The organism is Leptospira noguchii serovar Panama str. CZ214 (assembly GCF_000306255.2).
In the GTDB taxonomy this organism is placed as follows: domain Bacteria; phylum Spirochaetota; class Leptospiria; order Leptospirales; family Leptospiraceae; genus Leptospira; species Leptospira noguchii.
This window is the reverse complement of the sequence record NZ_AKWY02000010.1, coordinates 54461-74272: the sequence shown is the minus strand read 5'-3', so window position 1 is coordinate 74272 and position 19812 is coordinate 54461. Positions and strand designations below refer to the sequence as shown.

Below are 19812 nucleotides of genomic sequence, written 5' to 3'. Positions count from 1 at the left end.
TTAAAAATTAAAACTCGGATGTATAAAAAATATTATGATAAACTGATTTCAAAACTTAAAATGCAAGATCTCTTTAAAAAGCCAATGAATTAGAGTTAAATATAATCTATTAAAAACGTTACATTCTTGGTAAAATCGATCTAGAACCTTTAGTACCGCCCAACTAGCAATACAAAAAACCAGGATAAACTTTTATAAATTAATGTTTTTAATAAACTACAATTAAATTTCAATACGCGTTCTCAATAAAGTCGAATCATATTTATATCAAAAGAATTCAAAGATCTAATTCATTAGAAAAATTTATTTGTTTAAAGTGTGATAAATTTTTTAATTTTATCTATATACATAATAAAAACAGAATAAATTTTGAGATAATCATCCCGCTTAGAAATAGAATTTTAAACATTTTATTAGAGTTGTTAAAAAATTTCACAATTCAGATTAACAAAATAACTTTAATCGACCATTTCCATGAAACAGAAATAGATGGAGAATTCATTTTTCAAAAACTCTATTCTAAAAACTTATATAAAATGTTTTGATCGGAAAATTTCGCCAAACAAAGATTTTATGCACAATTAATTATAGGATCATTCCTTTTAGATTTTATATCATTCCCTTATATAAATAAAAGCGTAAACTTTAATACTGCTTATAACTTTTATCAAAATTAGAATTTTCACTTTTCATAAATTTAAATTTCAAATCTAATGTTCATTTCAAAGAAATGACGAACCAAAATAAAATCGATTTTCAAAGAATTCGAGTTTCCAAATTACATAAATCGTATCAGATCGGAAAAATTAAAACAGAAATCCTCAAAGGATTGGAATTAGACATTCCAAGTCATTCCATTGTTACACTCATGGGACCCTCCGGTTCTGGTAAATCAACTTTTTTGAATATACTTTCTGGCATAGACACTCCAGACTCGGGAGAAATTTTTGTAAACGGAAATGTTTTACATTCTATGAACGAAAAAGAACTGACAAAATATAGAAGAGAAAAAACCGGAATTATATTCCAATTCTTTCATCTACTTCCCTATTTAAACGCTTTAGAAAACGTGGCCGTACCACTTTATATTTCCGGAATTGGAAAAACAGAAGCGCATATCATGGCAGAAGAAGCTCTTGAAAACGTAGGACTTTCCAAAAGAAAAATTCATAAACCCGACGAACTTTCAGGAGGAGAACAACAAAGAGTCGCGATTGCAAGAGCAATCTGTAAACGACCTTCTCTAATTTTAGCAGACGAGCCCACCGGAAATTTAGACACTAAGAATGCAGAAAACGTAATACAACTTCTTGTGGACCTCCAGAAACAAAACGGATTTACGCTTTTTATAGTTACTCACGATCAAAAATTAGGTTCATTGGGAGAATTTCGTCTAAAAATGGAAGATGGAATTTTAACTAATTAAACGTTATGTCTTTTCGAATTTATATTCTTTTTTTATTTGAATACTTTCGAAACCATAAACTAGGAACATTTTTTGCGTTATCCGGAATATCACTAGGAGTTGGACTTTTCATTTCCACTACGGCAAATGGAATCAAGGCAGAAAAAAGCCTGACAGACTTTGCGATGGGATATTTTCAAGGAGAATATAAGATTAAAATATCTTCTTCACTCGGAGATCAAAATCTTCCAGTTTCTATCATTCGAGAATTATCCCAAGATACAAACCTAACTTGGATAAAAAAAATTGTTCCTCGATTTCAAAAAGAAATCATCGTAAATGATTCTGTTCGAGTCGTTTATATCGGTTTAGATTTATTAAAAGAATCAGCCAAATTTAGATACAAACCCAATAAGAAAAATGCAGAATCTTTAATATTTATAAGTCGCTCCCTTTCCGAAAAGATAGATACTTCTAAGATAAACATACGTGCAAATTCCAGAATATTTACCATCTCCGAACCAGTGGTTTTAGAAACGGAAGGTGGTAGTATTCTTATGGAAGACATTGAATCCGCAATGGAAAAATTCGGTTCAAAAGAACACGTTAGTTTCCTTTTGATACAGCCAAACGAATTTCGGCCGGAACAAAAAAAGATCTTAGAACAAAAATTAGGTCCCGATTACAGAGTCGAAACGATAGAAGACATTCAAGAAAAGTCCTCAAACGCGTTACGCTCCTTTCAACTCAATCTATTAGTAATTTCTTTTATTTCACTTGTTATAGCTCTTTTTATGGTTTCAAACACTATGTCCGGTTTATACTTTAGTCGCGAAAAAGAACTAGGAATTTTAAAAACCATGGGACTTAACACGCAACAAACATTCTTGCTCTTTATATCTCAGGCGCTGCTTTTAGGAAGTGTGGGAAGTTTGTTAGGATTAGGACTGGGTTTACTTTTTTCAAGACTTGAATTTTTTAGCCCGGAAACAACTTCTGCAGATCTTTCGTATCTCAATACTTATCGATCCCTACCTTTCTCCGCTTGGTTTTTAGGTTTGGGAGTTGGAATTATCGGTTCTTTTTTATCCGCCGCACTTCCTTCTTTTAGAGCCGGAAAAATTTCTCCCGTTTCTATTTTAAGAGAAACTTCTGCGGAAACTTATCTTGTAAACGAATATCGTTTACTATCGATAGGAATTTTTTTTCTTTTCATTTTTGTAATCATCGCTTTTCTTCCTTTACGTTGGAAATTTCCGGTTACTGGTTTAATTGGAATCGGTGGAATTGTAATTGGATTCACGTTATGTTTTCCTTGGGTGTTTAAAACTCTAATATTCGTTCTTTTTAAATTAGGTGACTACTCTGATCGTTCTCTCGTTTTTATAAAAGTCGGTTTAGAAGAAATAAAAAATCAACCCCTTAGAAACACTCTTACTTCCGCTACCTTAATGCTTGCAACTTCTCTTGTAGTTTGCCTATCGATTTTAACGGATAGTTATAGAAAATCTCTAAATGACTGGGTTGAAACCGAGTTTCCGGCAGAACTTACGATCATCAATAGCGTAAATCTTGCCGCGGGAATTCAAGGGGGAGTTCCAGAAAATTTATTAAACGAACTTTCTCAAATTCAGGAAATACGGTCCCTAGACGGTTTTTCCATCAATACAAAAGTAGAAACAAATAAAGGAAACTTTACAATTCATGCATATACCTTTGCAGCATATAATCAGAAAGACTCTCCGGAACAAAATATAAAAACAGAAAACGAAATTCTAATTTCTTCTAATATGGCTTACCTACAAAACTTTAATGTAGATGATTCAATTTTAATCGATACAAAATTCGGAAAAAAAGAATTTAAAATTCGGGGAATTAAAGAACATTTTTTTTCGGAACGAGGAACGATCATGATGGATATTAAAAATTACAAAAAGTTTTTCGATCTTAGCGGATATAACTCAATTAAAATATTCTTAAAAAAAGAATCAAATTCAAAGGATGTAGAAAAATCAATTTCTAGAATTTTAGAAAAAAATTCTAATTTAAAATTGTTTAATGCAAAAGAACTTAAGGAGCTTTATACGAACGGAATGAACAAAGTATTTGGAGTTTTAGAAACTCTAAAAATGACCGCCTTAATCATAGCGGTGTTATCCTTGATTTCTTCCTTATTTCACAATCTCATTTCTAAAAAAAATACTTTAGGAATTCTCAAATATCTAGGAGCCGACCAAAAACAACTTGGAAAAATTTTATTGACCGAAAGTATATTTATTACTATCGTTTCGGTTTGTTTCGGAATTCTTTTGGCATTTTTTCTTTCCCCGATCGTATTATATGTAGTCAATAAGAATGCATTTGGATGGACTTTAAAATTCACAGTTTCCCCGGAAATACCGGTCTTTTTTCTGGTATTATCTCCTATTCTTGGAATACTTTCTTGTTTGGTTCCGTTATACACTTTACAAAAATTGAGTTTTCGGATCAGCCGAGAATAGTAGCAAAACTAAAACTAACTTGATTCGAAAACTGATTCGCAATAGCATGCTCTCATTCTTATGAGTGCATTAAGCGAAGTAGCATTACAAATTGCTTCTGAAATTCGAAAGGTAAATCTTCGTGAAGATCAGAGAATTCCAACTTCGGACACTTTCATCAAGGAATTGATGAGCCTTTTTTCCAGAGAACCGGACGAACTTAGAAACATACTCGAAACTCTTCGCACAGCTAAGATTATATTCATCATTAAGATCGTACTTCCAGATGACAAAGCGAGTAAAATGAACGATCCCGGCGTAGATGCTTATGCATACGCGGATCTCAAAATTCTTAACGACTTAAAATATTATTCGGAAAAAAAATTAGAACGTCTTTACGAAGCAACCTATTATAAAAAGAAATCTCCTTCTACAATTACCAGAGAATTATTTCCCAAAATCAGGGAGTTGAACAACACACCGATCGGGCGAATTGTCAATATAGCCGTCATGCTCGAAGAGTATATACGGATGATGAACAATAATCCGAACGAGTTTCAGGAAGAATTTCGATCTCAGGCCATGGAGGATTTACTTTTATCTAAAGGAGACACTTCAGAAACGCCCGTTAGACAAACTCCATTGTCAAATTCTTTCGGACCGAACCTTTCTCAAAGGGCCACGGATATTCCGAATAACATCAATCCAAATAGTCCTTGGGGTAGAATGGTTTCCAAATTTTCGATCGATTTTTTACTCAGAGTACATCTAAGAAAATGCGAATTTGAAACGGTCCGTAAATTGATCACTTCTGGAAAAGTAACCAGCGAGGAAAATCTTCGCCTAATCCGAGATAGTTTATTGAAAATGGAAAAAAATGTCAACGTGGATAAAGTTCTTGCTTCTTATCTGGATGAAATGACCGAATTGAGAAGACTTACTCAAAGAAAAATCAACTCAATTGCCAAACCTAAAACGTTTTAGTTTTTTCTTAAAAAACCGCAACTAATATACTCCTTTAAATTTTTTGTTCTTTTGAATTTTACGAAACTAAAGCAAACACCTGTCGGTGTTTAGGTTTTGAAATAAACTCTAAATATTAGAATATTACAAATAACTTGAGCATACACTTGGGCGAATCCGGCTGTCACAGGCAGCCGGACCGGGCCCTCCGCTCTGGTTAATAAATTGCATGAAAAAAACATAATACAATATTTAGTCTTAAATTACAATTTATTAACCCTAAAACGCTTTCGTAAAAAGCGTTTTGCTGAGTTAACTCGACCCAGGAAACTCAGCGAATGCCTCTCTAAGGATCGGCATTCAGGAGAGTGTTTTGCTTTAGTTCATTCATCGATCCCTTTCGCGTTACTACTCGGACACATAAATAAAATACTTGGATTGATTGTTTCAAAAATTTGAATGTTTTGGTCTTACTCTAAAATGCCGTAAATCGCGAATTTGCAGCATTTTTTAAGTACTGCTATTTTTTTGCAAATTCGGTCGTTAATAACTTGGTATTATCTTTATACGTCCGAGTAGTAATTCACGTTAAATAATATGAATTCTATATAAAAAGAAAATTCTTATATAGGGAAATGTCCTGGAATACCGTTCATTGATTATACGATTTTCAAAGAGACGACACAGAAACTTAGAAGTAATTTTTCCACAAGAAACAAAACAGAGTTGTTGAAAAATGATTTTTTTTGTTTCTTATTTATTAAAATGAACAGATAATATCGTTTTATTAATATTAGAGTATGAAATTTTTAACAACTCTTACTTGTTGATCCTACATAACTATTCTTTTTTGACAGCAATATGAAGTTCTTTTAAATTAGAATTTTTTAAACTATTCAGCACAAATACAAATTTACCGTAATTTACTTCTTTGTCTCCATAAATCCATACAATTTGGTTTTTAAACTCACCCTCGGAAACAAATTGTTGCCAGGTATTTTCCGTAAAATCTTGTTTTGCATAACGTAGAATTCCTTCTTTTAAAAGAAATATTTCTTTTTTAGTTCCACTACTTCCTGTTTCAGTTTTACCTTTGGGAAGATCCACAGGTAAGGAATGGGTTTCTTTTTGAAAACTCATTGCAACCATCGCAAAAATCAAAAGGATAAAAACTACGTCCAGCATACTCGTCATGTCGAGGGTAGAATCTTCGTTTTCTAAAAGACGTTTTCTTTTGGGGAAACTTTTTTTCATTTTGAAATCTTAACCGAAACGTTTTCAGAATCGATCGAGGATTTCAGTTCTATTTCCGTTTTATGAAGTACAACTTTCAAATATTGAAATCCTAAAAGAGAAGGAATCGAAACGCAAAGACCTTGAATCGTAGTATTTAAAGCGAGTCTAATTCCTTCCGAGAAAATTTCTAAACTGACCGAACCTGCATTTTTCATTTCTTCGAAAGCTACCGAAATTCCGATTACCGTTCCGAGAAGTCCGAGCATGGTAGCGATCCCTGCTAGATTTCGAATCCAAGAAATCATCGTTTCTGGAACAAAAAACTCTTTGATAAAAAATTCTTCCGAGTCTTCGAGTAGAAATTTTAAATCTATATTTGGTTTTTCTACACTCGAGTCGTTATCTTGAAGTCTAAATAGAATTTTTCTTTTGAGAACCGGAAGAAAGGTGCGAACCCGTATAAAAAGCCCTAAATTAATAAAACTTACGATCAGAATAAGAACCGAAACCCAGCCACCTTTTGCCAATAAAACTTCCACAAAATCCCCCGAAATTAAAGGCAGATTGTTATTTCCTTTCTCTTTGTCATTCCAATCCCGATTTACTTGTTTCGTAAAACCTACTCGAATTTATATAATAGAGTACCTAATATTTTGCGTTTAAGCAGTGCTTTACAATAAAAGTTTATGGAACTCAATTTTATAAAGATTGGTAAAACGTAATCATTTCCACATTTTTAGATTTGTTACAAATTTTCAGAGATTTCCATACAAATCAAAAATCAAGCAGAGTATGAGTTCCCACAACTCGAAATTCATTTTAGAATTCTTGCCCTTACACCTTTCATCGTAAAAACTCTACTTGCCAAACATAAAGAAACCATTTCATTAACCGTATGTCTGGATTTCAAATGCCTCAGGCCGATTTTAAGGCTGGATTTGTTCGAGAAAATTTTAATAAAATCGCAAAAAAATACGATCGATTCAACGATTGGAATAGTTTTCTACTTCATCGCATTTGGAAAAATCGTTTAGTACGAGAAATCGAAAATCATTTTTCTTCCGGTCGTTTGCGCGTGTTAGATCTATGTTGTGGAACCGGAGATATTTCGTTACGTTTAGAAAACTCCATTTCTGTAGATCATGTGACCTGCGTAGACTTTTCGGAGAATATGCTGGAAATTGCAAAAACCAGACTTAAAAAACAAGCTCAAAAAGGTAGAGTTCATTTCGAACTTGGAGACGCTACAAAACTGATTCAATTTCAAAATTCTCAATTTGATGTGGTTTCAATTGGTTTTGGCCTTCGTAATGTAGATGACCTTTCTAAAGCAATCGGAGAAATCTTTCGAGTTCTAAAACCGGGAGGATTATTTCTCAATTTAGACGTTGGAAAAGTCAAAAATTCTTGGGTTCGTTGGATTGCAGATTTTTATTTTTTTAGAATCGTTCCTATTTTAGGTTATATTCTCTGGGGAGGGAAAAATGAAATGTTTGATTATCTTCCCGTTTCTTCCCTTTCCTATCCGGATCAGGAGACTTTAAAATCAATTCTTGAAAAAGAAGGCTTTCAAGAAGTACGATATAAGAATTTTGTTTTTGGAAACGCAGCACTTCACGTCGCAAAAAAACCTCTTAAAAAAACATAAAATTTATTTAAAATATCATTCAAGATAAAAAAAGTCCTTCTTGAAATCAAAAAATCACCTATAATTCCTTCCTCGAACAGTATTGAACATTTAGTATTCTTCGTCTTTTATTTTAAATTATAAAAAAGGGATATAGGGTTATGAAGAAAATTCTAATATTATTGATTGCTTTAAACTTCGCAATTATAGGCTGCAGTCATAAGAAAAAAGGAATATTACTTCCATTTCTAACTTTACTCAATCAAGACGCAGGTGCATCTACAGCTAAATCCGAATCTAGTGCCGGAACCGCAACGGCTTCCAACGGAGGAAGTGTAGTGATCGTAGATAATACTGGAGGCGGAAATAATTCAGGCGGCGCACTACTTCCAAATAACAATAGCGATTCTCAAACTTCTGGAAACAACTCCTCGAGTTCTAACTCGTCCGGTTCAAGTTCTAATTCTGGATCATCCAATACCGCCTCTGGCTCTAACACAGGCTCCAGCTCTTCTTCCGGAAATGATACAAATTCAGGTTCTTCATCTGGAAGTGATGGAAATAGTTCTAATTCTGGATCATCCAATACTGCCTCCGGCTCTAACACAGGTTCCGGCTCTTCTTCCGGAAATGATACAAGTTCAGGTTCTTCATCTGGAAGTGATGGAAATAGTTCTAATTCTGGATCGTCCAATACTGCCTCCGGCTCTAACACAGGTTCCGGCTCTTCTTCCGGAAATAATACAAGTTCAGGTTCTTCATCTGGAAGTGATGGAAATAGTTCTAATTCTGGATCGTCCAATACTGCCTCCGGCTCTAACACAGGTTCCGGCTCTTCTTCCGGAAATGATACAAGTTCAGGAGCGGGTTCGAATAACGGTTCTTCTACAAATACTCCGCCAGCTCAGGAAATTACAGGCGTAATCACAGTAAATGATCAAATAGGAAGTATTCCTTTTACGTATAACACTGTACAGACGATTCCACTAAACCTAGTGATAACCGATAAACAATCCAAGCCTGTCTCTGGGGCTACGGTGATCGTTTCAGACAACGAAGGGCATATCTTATTTCAAGGAATTTCAAACAACGTAGGAAAAGTTTCTGGAACGATCACTGTAGAAACCGCACTGGGTCAAATTACACTTGAGGTTACTACAGCTGGAGAATCCATCTCTAACTTAATCAATCTAATTAACGTAGTCGGAATCAATCGAGAAATCAAATATGAGATTCTACTTCCTGCTCTTGCAACTACACCAACGGATACGGACAAAGACGGGGTTCCGGACACGTTAGATACATATCCTCAAGATCCAACTCGTTCTTCTTTAATACGAATTCCAGCAGAAGGAGTAAGCACTGTAGCGTATGAGGATTTATATCCAAGCGCGGGAGACGCAGACTTAAACGATTATGTGCTTCACATACATAACGAAGAAGACTTAAACGCGGCGGGAGACGTAATTAGGTTGAGAGGAACTTACCAACACGTAGCGCGAGGTGCAGGATACAAACATACTTTCTTTTTAAAACTACCTATAGCGGTGGGAGCTACGTTTTCTAGAAAAGTGGTAAGAGACGACGGTAAAGTAGTTACAGATCTAACCACAAAAACGGTTTCTTCATCGGATCTAAATCAAGGAATTCAAATACACGAAGAATCCAATAAAACCACATCCAATCCAAACGTAAATCCAGGAGGAGTTTACAAACCAGGATATATAGCAACAATCGAAATTGTATTTAACTCTCCTGTTAAAAAAACCGCACTTGGAAGTTATCCCTACGACATTTTTATCAAAGTGATCAATACCGGAAAAGAAATTCATTTTCCAGGACTTTATAAAAACGCAAATGGAACGGATAAGTATTTAGATTCTAATAATTTCCCTTGGGCAATTTTAGTTCCAGGAGCGTGGAAGTATCCGTATGAGGGTTTGGACATTCGTAAGGACGCACAAAGCGGTTATAAAGAATTCAATCTTTGGGTGGCGTCTAATGGAACCTCTTACAAAGACTGGTATAAACACATTACCAATCAAGCAAAGGTGTTCCCAGTTCCGGATGAGGATTCCGAATTGATGGGATTTTTACTACGCTCCATAAAAAAGAACGCGATTCTTATAGCAATTTTATTGGTCGGCGCAGGGGCAGCGGTAGCATATATTTTGAAAAGAAGAACTCTTTCTCAAGCTTAATCGATTAACAAAAAAAGGAGTATATTCCGATATTTTAAAGGAATATGCTCCTTTATTTAGAATCCGAAGGACTCTTAATCTCTTTTTTGAAATTCGTAACAACGGTTTTCGCCGCCGGGTTTTATTGGTTTTTTTACCGGAACACATACTACCATCCAAATCGAAAGAGTTTTGATTTCTCCGGAATTTTCTGCGGAGTTTTAACCGTAGGACTGGCGATCTTTCCAGAAATATTAGCAAAACAATATATAGACGAAAACTCATATTTTGAAAGAGCATTTCCAGGAAGTTCTCTTCTAGAGGAAGTACCAAAACTGATAGTTATTCTATGGTATTTTAGAGGACTGAAATCGGTTTATAACACTTCCGACGGAATCTATTTCGGACTTACATTAGGTGCTTCTTTTGGACTTCTAGAAAATTTTCTTTACTCTCCAACTCTGAATTTCTGGCCCTTATTTTTAAGAGCTGTAACGTCCCTTCCGATCCATACGTTTACAGGAGGGATCTACGGATTTGCTGTAATGCAATACTATCATTCCAGACCTTCTTCCTTTAATTTTTTAGGAATTTATTACAGTTTATTTGGATGTTTTGTTTTACACGGAATCTTTAATTACATTTTACTCATGGACGGAGATTTAGTAATTTTACTCCCATTCATATTAGCAATTGGATTTTTTGTTTTGGAATATTTACTTACGATTTCTCAAAACATACTTCCTATCGAAGTCCTTCAATCCATCGGATTATTTCGAGACGATTATACAGTAATTTCTAGATTTACGCGGTACGATTCCTGGATGCGCTCAAGTCAAAGCCAGACTCAAAAAGTAGAATCAATTCCATTGTTTAGGCAACTTTCAAAAGTAAAGGTTTTTGTATCCGTATTTTTATTTTTAACTCCAACTTTATTATATTCTATTTATTTAAAATTTCCGGAATTGATACCACTTCTCTTGGGAGGAATTCGAACTTCCGAATTCATAGGACTTTTTTTAGTTTATCCGATCTGGCTAAGTGTATTGACACTTTTTAGGGGAATTCTCAATCCAAAATTTTTTAGAGAAAGAATTCTCAAGATTCCTTTGTTTATAGCAGTCACAATTGTTCAAGAAGAAAGGGAATATCATTCATTGGCGTATTCTTTATCCGGAAAGGGATTTTATTCTCCGGTTGAAAAAGACCTAATCATTGGAGACAGAGTCTACGTAACTTTTTATGTAGCAGGTAAAGAATTTTCTAATATACTTGCAATTCCTGTTTGGTTAAACGTAAGAGAAGACGATCCTGAGTTTGAACCCGGAGCAGTTTTTATTTTTGTAAATCCACCTTGGAAACTTTTACTTTGGAGATTATCGGTCCGAATCAAACAACAGTTTCAAAATCTAATTCATCAGATTTGGGTCATCTAACTCTATTTAAGCCGTCAAAATCTTCGGCAGAAATGGCAAATTCATCCGTAGAAGTTTCCCAAAAGGAACGGGGAAGAATTTCCGCTTTTAAATATTTGGCGTTGTCTGGAACGGTTAGTCCGATCGAACTTACATTTGTAAATAAAGGTAATGTTTTGGATTGAATTTCAACCCAACTCGGCCCTAAAAAAGACCAACGAACATGGATCTTATCTTTTTTAGAAAAGTTTTTTCCTTCCGGAATAAAAGCTCTTAAACTGATCGGAGCCCTACTTGCTAATACCCAAGTCGCGCCGGAAGAAAATTCATGATAACGAATTCCATTTTGAATCAAACCTTGTTTTTTAGCCATAAGTTGGTAAGACTTTAATTCCGCATAACGGAACTCAGGTCCCCATAAATTCGGTGCAATTTTAATTAAAGAGTAAAATAAAATGAAAGTCCCCAAAAATAAAGAGAGAAGATTAAATCCACCTCCGAAAGCCCTGTGTAGTTGTCTCGTTTGAGAAGAAGAGGAAGTAATTAACCAAAGACAAAAAAAGGCAACGGTTCCGCTACTTCCAGTCCAAGGCATAAAAAAAATAGATATGGGTAAAAGTAAAAATAAAACCTTCCAATGATCGCGTAACGCAACTTCCAAACCTATCCAACCCAAAAAAACAAGAACTAAAAAAATCCCACCGTCGTGTAATAAGAATAAGAAAGAAGAAAGCCCCAACTCCCTCATTCCTCCGGATGGAATTGGATTGGAAGATCTAGAATCGATCCAATTGAGGACAAAACTACCAGCGCCGTTTCCTAACCAAATCGATTGTTTAGTCCAATTCCAAGCAGATCTAGTTTGAATCCATCCTTCTCCCCCATAAAGATCTAAAAAACGAAGAATACCTCCTCCGGGACTACGAAAACACTGGATCCATGTTTGATGAAGTTCCTGCCAAGATTCAAACGACCAAGAAAATGATCCGATCCATAAAATCAAAATTACAAAAATAATCCATACGATTACACAAACCGGAATATAAAATAGTTTCCACCAACGATTTTGAATTTTAGGAAAGTTAATAACGGAATAATCGTATGCTAAAAGAGTAAAAAGTAAAATCCAAGAACCTGCACTAAAATATTTTCCTAAAACTAAAAAAGGAAACAAAAGTCCAATGCTCAAAATGATTTTTGTAGGGGAACGCCAATTTTTAGAATTAAGGTAGTAAAAAAAATAAGCGATCCAAAGAGGGAAAAACCAATTGAGAGATTTTGAATCAGCAAGAAAACCGGAAACTGAATAAGAACCTCCGATGATAGGAGTGAACGGAATTACCGAACCTCGTGTAAATCCTTGAATTAAGAATAGTAGAATATTCAAAAATATTCCAGCAAAAAGCCCTTGTCTCCAATACTTAACGGGGGAATCACTTTCGTGAGAGGAAGATTCTTCCGCTAAAAAATAAAGTATTACAAGCACCCAAGATCCTAAAAAATCCAAACTCAGACCAAAAGCATATCTAGAACTGATTCCAGGAAGATACGTCATATCCAAAACGCCGAAACCCTTAAAAGGAGGAGCATTAAAATAGGTAAAAAAACGTTCTATAAGAAGTAACAAACAAAAAATCAGAATCCCTACTTTAGGATTTTGATAAAACGGCAAAGAGGATTTATAAGGTCTATTAACATAAAAAAAACGGAATATAGGATCTTCTTCGTTTACAGTTTGCGAATGAAAAGTGGAAATATATTGTCTTAAAAAAATTCCAAAAATAGCGCCCGCGAACAAACCGCTCAGGGAACCAAATATTACCGTTTTATCATATAATAATCCGGGTAAAATAAGAGCACCCGTCATCGTAAATATTCTTCCCGGTTTACGATGATATAAGTTAGGAATCAACCCGAAAAGAAATTGGATCGCTCCGATCGCTATCATCCCGGCTCCTTCCGTTTCTCTTACAAAAAGGAAACTTCGGAACAAAAGATAAGAAACAATGGAACAGAGAATAAGGCCAAAAAACGTGGGTGTTCTAAGTGGTTTCAGTTTATAGAGTAATCCAGGCACGAATAAAGAGGATTTCGAAAAAGACTTAGATTTCAATCCAAAAACGATTGAAAAATGACTTCTTGAGCAACATAGATTCGGGGTAAAAAAATTTTCTAAAAATAAGAGTCCCTACATTTATGGAGAAGATTTTACCTAATCGTGTGTGAGTTTAAAAGAATTTTTTAAAAATATAAACTACTACAATTTTAGAATTGGTTCGTAAAATCGTGATTAGTGGTAGTTCCCACAAATTAAGTCACATTATAAATTTTTAAACAGTATGAGTTCCCACATTTTAGGGATCTATCTGCAAAGCCCAGGTCCCAACTTTTTCAGAAAAAATGAATTCTTTCACATGCCGAACTTACACTAAAATCAAATTTTGCGGTAAAAATGGAAAGGGTCCAATTTTATTAGGATTAAAAGCCATCTCAAAAACACTTTATCTTTACTTAAAATGATAATTCTAATTATTTTAAGATATTTTTGAGACAGACAATAGTCAAAAACAGGAGAAGTTCCCAGATTGGAACAGATTTCTAATCATTAAGATGGGTTTAAAATTATCTACAACTTCTAAAAAGAAAAATTAGAAACTAAGGACAAATAAAAAATTCAATCATCCATCGAATCCATATCGGATGGGATTTTATAAGCACCGGTAAGACTTCCGGCATTTTTACGAGAAAAACCTTTGCTTTTAGAAAGAGTTTCCGCATATTCGACAGTATAACGAGTCCAAGGAATTGCTTTGAGACGTGCGATAGGGATCTTTTTACCTGTTCCTTCGCAAACACCATAGGTCCCCTCTTCAATTTTCTCCAATGCTACATCAATCTCTCGGATGGTTTCTATCTCAGCTTCGGAAAGAACGGAACTCAGAGTTTCTTCGTTAATTTCGGATGCAATATCCGCAATATCACCCATTTCTTTGAGACCAGACGGTTTACTATTGTCTTCCCAATGGGCATACTTTTCTAAAAGAGCATTTTTTTTCTCATGAAGAAGTTCAGAGATTTCTTGGAGAATTTTTTTATCGTATGCCGGAGCTGATTTTTTTGCAGTCATCCTATCTATTACCTGGAAATTTTAGACCTTAGTTTCCTTGTATTCGGTGTGTTTTCTACAAAATTTGCAGAATTTTTTTGTAACCAATTTTTCAGTTTTAGCCTTTTTGTTCTTGGTCAGCAGGTAAGTACTTTTCCCCTTGGAACATCCTGGCTCCTGACAAACAAGCTTAATAATTTCTCTCATGGCGCTAATGTCTCGATTTCAATAGATTCCTCATCAGTAGTCCAATTTTTCTGAAAATTTGGAAATTAAGTTCCAAAGCCGACTACTGGAGGTTACTCATTGTGCTATAAAATGGGAAAGGGCTTAAAAATCAAGGAGGATTCAGTGAAATCCTTGAAAAAGAAATCATTTTCTCTAACTTAAGGGGCGCCCGGTCTTTTGGATTTATAAAGTTATCGATTCCCATACGTTTTTAAAAAATGTAGAAGTTTAAAATTCAGCAAGTAATTCTCATCTTTATTGCCAATTCAAAAATCAAACAAATTAGGTCTTAAATTCAATTTCTATAATAGAATTATTGAAAAATTAATTTTCTTTCGTTTTTTCTATTAAAAACGCATCGGCAAAAGCTGTTTTATTAAAAGTGATCTCAAAAACTTAAAACGAATAGAAATCGGTATTTTAAGCGGAAATAAAGTGTTTTTGAGAAACTATAGTCACAACTATGAATTTTTTTCAACAATTCGAACCTACAGTTTTTAGTGATAACTAAATTCAAGATTTATTTTATAGAGTTTTTTATCTTATAATCTTGAATTTTTTCCATAAAATGCAGTAGTTCCCGCAAACCGAGGCTTTTTACTGCTCAGAAACTATGTATAGAACAAAAAATCATTTTTCTAAACGCAAATTTGCCCAAAAGTTCACTGTACTCAATTTTATAGAGATCCGTAATGTTATAAACTTTTGAATGTTTTAATTTTAATCGCTATCAAAATCTCTCATGAGTTGATACTTTTTTAAGTTTTAGCACAAAGTCTAAATTCAAAAATAAGATCTTTAAAATGATCTAAAATCTATATTTGTTGGTATTTTTGAAATGAATGGATTTGAAAAATAATTCAACGCGTTTTATCTGAACTATAACTTAAATTCCGAAAATTCTATTCTACCCAATGAAATCATTGTTAACCTGATTACTCAGAACCTATAAACAGAAATCGATTTCAAAATTCATAGTATTTCTTATATCTATAACCGCATAACATACCAGTATTTTGGCTCTAAACGGCGATTTGTCTTAAAATTTTATGAGTTCTTTATAAGGAATCAGCCATTTAAAAGTTTAACAGAGATTACATCTCTAACCTTTAAATAGAACTCTATTTTACAGTAAAATTACATTGTATTAGATAATAACAAATAGGAACGTTAGTCTCCATTTTGTTTTATTTTTATACACTTGAATTTAAAGTCAGATAAACTCTTTTTTATCACATTATAGATCTTTTGCATTAGAACCTGCTTCAATTCTATTTGAATAATTTGTGCATAATTTTTGTTCTAAAATACACAAAGTCTAAGGGGCTATTTAAAACTCTTCACGTTATAACACGATCGGAACTAATTTCGATTTTGAGGTAATTTATACATCTAAGAGACAAAGCTGTTGTTGGGTTCGATTCAATTAGCTACATGCAATAAATCGAAAAACAAAAATGATGATGTTCGGTGAATTTTAAGTTTTTCTTAAATACAAAAAATGGGAATATTCTTTTGAATTCGATATCCGGTAAACAACTGCTTCTTTTGGTAAAGCAATTTGCATTTTGAATTGCGAAGAGTTTTAAAAAGGTAGGGATTTTTATGAAAAACGAGAAAGGCCAATTCAAAAGCTCAAAAGAATTATTGAATAGAAAAATTTTTCCTATTCTCTTCCTATTTATCATTCTCCTAAACCTTGGTGGTTGTATCGGAGGAAATGGTTCCACTAGTTTTAAAGGAATCATTTTTGGACCGATGAATCTATTACAATCTTCATCTACAAATGACCCCGTTTCCGTTAATTATTCTCTAAGCCCTTATATACTTACAAAAGATGCTCCTATTGCACCAATTCAACCGAGTGTAAGTGGATCCATCGAACAATGTTCATCCAACCCTACCCTACCGACAGGACTTGCTATTAATGGAACTTGTACCATTACAGGGACTCCAACAATCAATCAACCTGCTACGAACTACACAATTACTGCTTCCAATCTTTCTCAAAGTAAAAGTACTACAATTATAATCACTGTAAATGCAAACCCGCCAGCTGCTTTGAATTTTGCGGCACCTGCTTTTACTTTTACTGCTGGCGCTATGCCTGGGTTTGCTCCTATCGTTCCAAACTATACGGGTACAATTACTAATTGTACCTCTGATATTCCTCTACCTACAGGGCTTTCTTTGGGAACGACAAATTGTTCTCTTTCTGGATCTCCTACTATAACACAAGGTCCAACCAACTATACAATTACTGCAAGTAACTCTTTTGGAAGCACAAGCACCCTAATCACAATTACAGTTAACATAGCACCTCCGTCTGCTTTGAATTACGCAGGTAGTCCTTTTGTTTTTACTCAAGACGCAACAATTGCAGCCATAACTCCTTCCGTAACCGGAACAGTTACTGCATGTAGTTCTGATATTCCTTTACCTACTGGGCTTACACTTGGGGCAACTACCTGCGCGATTTCCGGAACCCCAAACGCAATTCAACCAGCAACCAACTATACAATTACTGCCAGTAATTCTTCTGGAAGTATTCACTTTCCAATAACAATTACAGTCAATATGGCTCCTCCGTCTGCTCTAAGTTATGCTGGAACACCATTTACTTTTACACAAGGTGCAACAATTACTACAGCTACTCCTTCTGTAACTGGAACAGTTACTGCATGTAGTTCTGATATTCCTCTACCTGCTGGCTTAGGAATCAATGGAACTACTTGCGCTATCTCTGGAACTCCTACTACAACGCAAGCTGCTACAAATTATACGATCACTGCAAGTAATGCTTACGGTAACACAAGCACTACAATCTCGATTCGTGTTAACCTAGCTCCTCCGTCTGGACTAAGTTATGCTGGAACACCATTTACTTTTACACAAGGTGCAACAATTACTACAGCTACTCCTTCTGTAACTGGAACAGTTACTGCATGTAGTTCTGATATTCCTCTACCTGCTGGCTTAGGAATCAATGGAACTACTTGCGCTATCTCTGGAACTCCTACTACAACGCAAGCTGCTACAAATTATACGATCACTGCAAGTAATGCTTACGGTAACACAAGCACTACAATCTCGATTGCGGTCAACCTAGCTCCTCCGTCTGGACTCGCTTATACGCCGACTGCTTTAGTACTTTATAAAGGAGTTGCAGGAACGGTGACTCCTACGGTTACAGGAACCGTGACTGGCTGTAGTCCAAACATAGCTTTACCGGCAGGGCTTACTTTGAACGTTACAACTTGTGCAATCTCTGGAACTCCAACGGTATTTCAAGCTTCTGCAAATTATACGATCACCGCAAGTAACTCTTCCGGAAGTACAAATACTACAATTAGTATTATGATTTTTGGAACACCACCTTTGAAAACGATGCAAACAAACTGTTGGGACACAGCTGGAACTATAGACACAACTTGCGCGACCGCTTCATCCACAGGTCAAGATGGAAAGTTACAAAAAGGAACCACGCCATCTTTTACCAATCAAACGATCAATATATCAGTTGGTGTGGATCATTATACAACATTAGACAATAATACTGGGCTCGTTTGGAAAACCTGTCATGAAGGTAGAACAGGTTCTACTTGTGCAGGTGGCGCCAATGTATATCACGATCTAGCAAGTGCCACAACCGCTTGTACTAATTTAAACGCAGGAACAGGTTATGCAAATCGAACCAATTGGAGACTACCTACTATTTCCGAAATGGAGACCTTAGTCGATTTCAATGTAGCCACAGCCCCAAGAACTTTCGTTACATCTTTTCCGGGAACGACCGGAAGTTATTACTATTGGAGTTCTAACTTATACCTACCAGATACAACGAAATCCTTGGTTCTTTATTTCTCCAGTGGATCAACGACTTGGACGGATAAAACCGTTGCGGGTTCTTTAGCGCGTTGTGTGTCACCTTAACTTAGTGACAACAAATAATGAAAGAAATGTAAAAATATTGTAATATTCTCAAATATCATAAACATTTCCAAAAAAGGTTTATGATAAGAATTTTACAGACTTTTAAGAGAGGGTCAATTATGAAGTCAAAAACTATGGTAACAAAAACCAAAAACCGGAAATCATTTTTCTTTTATAAGTTGATTTTGGTTTTTTTTGGATTCACAATTTCAATCACTTCGGCGCCTTTTGTGGACAACAATGACGGAACCATTACTGACATAGGCAATGGCCTGATCTGGCAAAAGTGTACAAATAATCTTGCTGGTACAACTTGTACTGGAGGTACAGGGACTGCCCAGATGGATTGGGCAAATGCCCTTACTTTTTGCAACGGGCTTAACGCTGGGGCAGGTTACACCAATCGAACCACTTGGAGATTACCCAATGTAACCGAGCTGAGAAGTATCATAGACTATTCTTCGGGCACTTCACCGGTGATCAATACTACTTATTTCCCAGCCACAGTCTCTCAATACTATTGGACATCAACTACTTATAAACTATTAACGTCTAGTGCTTGGGCTATTAACTTTCAATCTGGATTTACTTCTGGGAATGGAAAAAATACAACCTACTATGTTCGTTGTGTTGCCTCTCCGCCCTGATTTGTCCTTCTTTTAAGCGAATTTATGATTTCTCTTTTTCATAGCTGTAACGTATAACAAAGTCTACAGTTATACGCAATTATTTTTGCAAGATTAAATTCTAACGTAATATCCGTTAATCGAACAAGTCCTCTAAAGACCTATTGCCGGGTGGCGGATCGAGCCAGATAATTGCCGAACCTTGGGTATTATTAATCTAACATGGGTTCAGTGTAATCAATTTGGGCAAATCCGGCTTACCAGAGTTAACTGGACGGCTCTCAACTCTATCAATAAATTGCATGCAGGAAGCATAATACAACTATCTTCTTTAGTTTCAATAGAACGCAATTTACCAAGCACCCATAAAAGTTGAGACACTAGTTTGAAAAAGCGTCCTACTGAGTTTCCAGCATCGACTCCTTTCGTCTTATACTGAACTCACGTTAATATGTGTACAAACATTTTGTATTGTCCATTAGAATTTTTGAAAATTCCATATCTAAACATTAGAAAAACAGCATCCATTCACTTTAATAAATAAGAAACAAAAAATTACAAAATAAGAATCGATCTATAAAGCTCAAATCCCAACTTTTTAAGAAAAATGAAC

At 35.0% G+C, this 19812-nt stretch carries 13 protein-coding genes; 8 read left to right on the top strand and 5 right to left on the bottom strand.

The features are described 5' to 3' along the window. The first annotated feature begins 730 nt into the window (after positions 1-730). Genes LEP1GSC059_RS04275 through LEP1GSC059_RS04265 form a run of 3 tightly spaced genes read left to right on the top strand, consistent with a single transcriptional unit; the run spans position 731 to position 4869 of the window. Positions 731-1426, top strand: a complete 696-nt coding sequence (locus LEP1GSC059_RS04275) for an ABC transporter ATP-binding protein (RefSeq protein WP_002245760.1) — start codon at positions 731-733, stop codon at positions 1424-1426. Between the two features lie 5 nt (positions 1427-1431). Further along, on the top strand, positions 1432-3906 hold the full coding sequence (locus LEP1GSC059_RS04270) for an ABC transporter permease (RefSeq protein WP_017214486.1): 2475 nt from the start codon (positions 1432-1434) through the stop codon (positions 3904-3906). A 60-nt stretch (positions 3907-3966) separates the two neighbouring features. After that, positions 3967-4869, top strand: a complete 903-nt coding sequence (locus tag LEP1GSC059_RS04265) for a hypothetical protein (RefSeq protein WP_002177656.1) — start codon at positions 3967-3969, stop codon at positions 4867-4869. A gap of 819 nt (positions 4870-5688) precedes the next feature. Here the strand turns inward: LEP1GSC059_RS04265 and LEP1GSC059_RS04260 are convergent. Together LEP1GSC059_RS04260 and LEP1GSC059_RS04255 are read right to left on the bottom strand one after the other, a co-directional pair. After that, positions 5689-6102, bottom strand: coding sequence for an ExbD/TolR family protein (locus tag LEP1GSC059_RS04260; RefSeq protein ID WP_002177647.1), 414 nt, complete (start codon positions 6100-6102; stop codon positions 5689-5691). Then, on the bottom strand, positions 6099-6623 hold the full coding sequence (locus LEP1GSC059_RS04255; protein ID WP_004436270.1) for a MotA/TolQ/ExbB proton channel family protein: 525 nt from the start codon (positions 6621-6623) through the stop codon (positions 6099-6101). The genes LEP1GSC059_RS04260 and LEP1GSC059_RS04255 overlap by 4 nt, the downstream gene beginning before the upstream one ends. Before the next feature lie 356 nt (positions 6624-6979). On the opposite strand from LEP1GSC059_RS04255, the gene LEP1GSC059_RS04250 reads away from it, so the two are divergent. From LEP1GSC059_RS04250 to LEP1GSC059_RS04240, 3 genes are all read left to right on the top strand, one after another. Continuing rightward, a complete protein-coding gene (locus LEP1GSC059_RS04250) occupies positions 6980-7732 on the top strand; it encodes a ubiquinone/menaquinone biosynthesis methyltransferase (RefSeq protein ID WP_017214485.1) in 753 nt (250 codons plus the stop codon). A gap of 140 nt (positions 7733-7872) precedes the next feature. Beyond that, entirely contained in the window at positions 7873-9912 is a 2040-nt protein-coding gene (locus tag LEP1GSC059_RS04245) for an LruC domain-containing protein (protein ID WP_017214484.1), read from the top strand. A 44-nt stretch (positions 9913-9956) separates the two neighbouring features. Further along, a complete protein-coding gene (locus LEP1GSC059_RS04240) occupies positions 9957-11327 on the top strand; it encodes a PrsW family glutamic-type intramembrane protease (protein ID WP_020980359.1) in 1371 nt (456 codons plus the stop codon). On the opposite strand, the gene LEP1GSC059_RS04235 is transcribed toward LEP1GSC059_RS04240, so the two are convergent. The 3 genes from LEP1GSC059_RS04235 to rpmG all read right to left on the bottom strand — a co-directional run bounded on the left by LEP1GSC059_RS04235 (position 11320) and on the right by rpmG (position 14619). After that, positions 11320-13419 (bottom strand): hypothetical protein, encoded by a 2100-nt coding sequence (locus tag LEP1GSC059_RS04235; protein WP_061231634.1) that lies wholly within the window; start codon positions 13417-13419, stop codon positions 11320-11322. The genes LEP1GSC059_RS04240 and LEP1GSC059_RS04235 overlap by 8 nt on opposite strands. A gap of 561 nt (positions 13420-13980) precedes the next feature. After that, a complete protein-coding gene (locus LEP1GSC059_RS04230; RefSeq protein WP_002177673.1) occupies positions 13981-14433 on the bottom strand; it encodes a TraR/DksA family transcriptional regulator in 453 nt (150 codons plus the stop codon). A 21-nt stretch (positions 14434-14454) separates the two neighbouring features. Then, positions 14455-14619, bottom strand: a complete 165-nt coding sequence (gene rpmG, locus LEP1GSC059_RS04225) for a 50S ribosomal protein L33 (RefSeq protein ID WP_001206796.1) — start codon at positions 14617-14619, stop codon at positions 14455-14457. Positions 14620-16245: 1626 nt separating this feature from the next. Between rpmG and LEP1GSC059_RS04220 the strand changes: the two genes are divergently transcribed. Beyond that, positions 16246-18573 carry a putative Ig domain-containing protein gene (locus LEP1GSC059_RS04220; RefSeq protein WP_020980347.1) on the top strand — a complete coding sequence of 776 codons (2328 nt, stop codon included), beginning with the start codon at positions 16246-16248 and terminating at the stop codon, positions 18571-18573. A 119-nt stretch (positions 18574-18692) separates the two neighbouring features. Further along, on the top strand, positions 18693-19220 hold the full coding sequence (locus LEP1GSC059_RS04215) for an Lcl C-terminal domain-containing protein (protein WP_004436203.1): 528 nt from the start codon (positions 18693-18695) through the stop codon (positions 19218-19220). The last annotated feature ends 592 nt before the right edge of the window (positions 19221-19812 follow it).

Excerpts from the sequence above, each read along its gene's own strand:
- LEP1GSC059_RS04275 (WP_002245760.1), top strand. The coding sequence starts at position 731 with ATGACGAACCAAAATAAAATCGATTTTCAAAGAATTCGAGTTTCCAAA.
- LEP1GSC059_RS04270 (WP_017214486.1), top strand. The coding sequence starts at position 1,432 with ATGTCTTTTCGAATTTATATTCTTTTTTTATTTGAATACTTTCGAAAC.
- LEP1GSC059_RS04265 (WP_002177656.1), top strand. The coding sequence starts at position 3,967 with ATGAGTGCATTAAGCGAAGTAGCATTACAAATTGCTTCTGAAATTCGA.
- LEP1GSC059_RS04260 (WP_002177647.1), bottom strand. The coding sequence starts at position 6,102 with ATGAAAAAAAGTTTCCCCAAAAGAAAACGTCTTTTAGAAAACGAAGAT.
- LEP1GSC059_RS04250 (WP_017214485.1), top strand. The coding sequence starts at position 6,980 with ATGTCTGGATTTCAAATGCCTCAGGCCGATTTTAAGGCTGGATTTGTT.
- LEP1GSC059_RS04245 (WP_017214484.1), top strand. The coding sequence starts at position 7,873 with ATGAAGAAAATTCTAATATTATTGATTGCTTTAAACTTCGCAATTATA.
- LEP1GSC059_RS04240 (WP_020980359.1), top strand. The coding sequence starts at position 9,957 with ATGCTCCTTTATTTAGAATCCGAAGGACTCTTAATCTCTTTTTTGAAA.
- LEP1GSC059_RS04230 (WP_002177673.1), bottom strand. The coding sequence starts at position 14,433 with ATGACTGCAAAAAAATCAGCTCCGGCATACGATAAAAAAATTCTCCAA.
- rpmG (WP_001206796.1), bottom strand. The coding sequence starts at position 14,619 with ATGAGAGAAATTATTAAGCTTGTTTGTCAGGAGCCAGGATGTTCCAAG.
- LEP1GSC059_RS04220 (WP_020980347.1), top strand. The coding sequence starts at position 16,246 with ATGAAAAACGAGAAAGGCCAATTCAAAAGCTCAAAAGAATTATTGAAT.
- LEP1GSC059_RS04215 (WP_004436203.1), top strand. The coding sequence starts at position 18,693 with ATGAAGTCAAAAACTATGGTAACAAAAACCAAAAACCGGAAATCATTT.